The following is a 1,772-nucleotide window of genomic DNA, read 5'->3' on the forward strand; positions in this document are numbered from 1 at the left end:
AACGCGGGCGTAATCAGCTAGTATGCTGAATGTTTTGCATCTCTTTGCTGCTTCAACCCTTGTTTACCGCCTATTTAACCGCCTAAGTTTAGCCCTTATTTATGCTCGTTCAACATGAGTGCCTTGGCAAATTTCGGGCGCGATAACAATCCGTCAACACCCTGTTTACCATAGTGTCGAAAGTCGTAAAGCTGTGTGAACAGTGCTGTATAAAATAGCAGCAAGTGTCTTGCTGAGCAGACTATTAAAATGAGTCTGGTTCGGTACACTGCGCACCCTTGAAACCGTCTTGTTTCACTTAGGGCTTGCTGGCCGTGACACGGTCAGTGATTTTGTTCATTACGCAGCTAAAGGTGTTTCTTTTCATGCAATTTCCTACCCACCGATTTTATGAAGATGTTATGGCTTTATTCTGTGCAGGTGTCATGGTGTCTTTTGGCGTAACCCTGTTTAACAGTCATCAGCTGATCACCGGAGGAACAGCTGGATTAGCCATTATCGGTATGCACTTTACCTCGTTAAGTTTCGGTGCCTTATTTTTCTTAATTAATGTGCCCTTTTACTTTATTGCATGGACTCAGCTTTCAAAGCGCTTCACCATCAATACCTTTATTTCGGTGACTATGGTGTCGTTAATGACCGAATACATGCCGATGTTGATTAAAATTGAAGAGGTACATCCGGTCTTCGCGGCCACAGTGGGCGGCATGTTAATTGGGGTGGGTTTACTTATTATGTTCAGGCATAAATCGAGCTTAGGTGGTTTAGGTATTTTGGCGCTTTTTTTACAAAATAAATATTCAATCCGCGCCGGCAACTTTGGTTTGTTAGTTGACACTTTAATCTTGAGTTCGTCGCTATTGATGTATTCTTTTGATGTGGTGCTGTTATCCGTAATGGGGGCGATTACTTTAAACTTGCTAATAGCGGTGAATCATAAACCCGGTCGTTATCAAGCCTTTGTTGAGGTCAAAGCGAAAAAACCAAGCGAGCAAAAAGATATTGAGTTACATGAGTCGGTGTGCAGCACCTTTAAATAAACCAAGTTCAATAAAAAAGGTGCAATCAATGCACCTTTTTTAATTATTAAACCGCTTATTGCGTTAATGCACGTAACATCCAAGCGGTTTTTTCATGCAAGCGCATGCGGTCAGACACTAACGCGGCAGTTGACTCATCATCAGCTTCTTGTGCTGATTTCAACACTGTTCGGCAGGTTTTCACCACTGATTCATGGCTTTTAACTAATATCTGCACCATTTCTGCTGCTTGCGGAACACCTTCAACTTCTTCAATTGAGCTTAAACGTACAAACTCTTTATAGGTGCCCGGTGCTGCTACATCTAAGGTACGGATACGTTCTGCTATGTCATCTACCGCTACCGCTAATTCGGTGTAGTGCTCTTCAAACATTAAATGTAGTTCACGGAAACGTGCGCCTGTTACATTCCAGTGAAAGTTATGGGTTTGTAAGTACAGAGTATAGGTATCAGCCAGTAAGCGTTTTAGACCCTCAGCAATAGTTTGACGATCCGCTTGATTAATTCCAATATCAATAGTGCTCATAGTTAGCTCCTTAATTAGATTAGTTTACGCTCTGATGCTTGGGGTATTTCACCACATTCAAGTTCAACTCAATGTTGCTAATCTTGACGTGCCAGCCCGAAACAAAAAAATTTGATGTCGTAACAAGACATGAGGCTAAGTTAACATTAATCAAGTGCTTAGCGCTAAGTAGTAAAAACGATTGTAGTAATCTAGTTTTACCATGA

Annotated in this window: 2 protein-coding genes; one reads left to right on the top strand and one right to left on the bottom strand. The window is 41.6% G+C overall.

The features are described from left to right. Nucleotides 1-365 precede the first annotated feature (365 nt). Nucleotides 366-1,040 (top strand): YitT family protein, encoded by a 675-nt coding sequence (locus NWQ57_RS17945; RefSeq protein ID WP_306023546.1) that lies wholly within the window; start codon nucleotides 366-368, stop codon nucleotides 1,038-1,040. 55 nt (nucleotides 1,041-1,095) lie between these two features. Here the strand turns inward: NWQ57_RS17945 and NWQ57_RS17950 are convergent, their stop codons facing one another. Further along, the gene (locus NWQ57_RS17950) at nucleotides 1,096-1,566 is read right to left on the bottom strand and encodes a Dps family protein (protein ID WP_306023547.1); all 471 of its coding nucleotides are present in this window, start codon (nucleotides 1,564-1,566) and stop codon (nucleotides 1,096-1,098) included. Nucleotides 1,567-1,772 lie beyond the last annotated feature (206 nt).

The organism is Paraglaciecola sp., from assembly GCF_030730205.1.
Classification (GTDB): domain Bacteria; phylum Pseudomonadota; class Gammaproteobacteria; order Enterobacterales; family Alteromonadaceae; genus Paraglaciecola.

Bases quoted from the DNA above. Each gene is read 5' to 3' on its own strand.
- NWQ57_RS17950 (WP_306023547.1), bottom strand. From the start codon at position 1,566: ATGAGCACTATTGATATTGGAATTAATCAAGCGGATCGTCAAACTATT.
- NWQ57_RS17945 (WP_306023546.1), top strand. From the start codon at position 366: ATGCAATTTCCTACCCACCGATTTTATGAAGATGTTATGGCTTTATTC.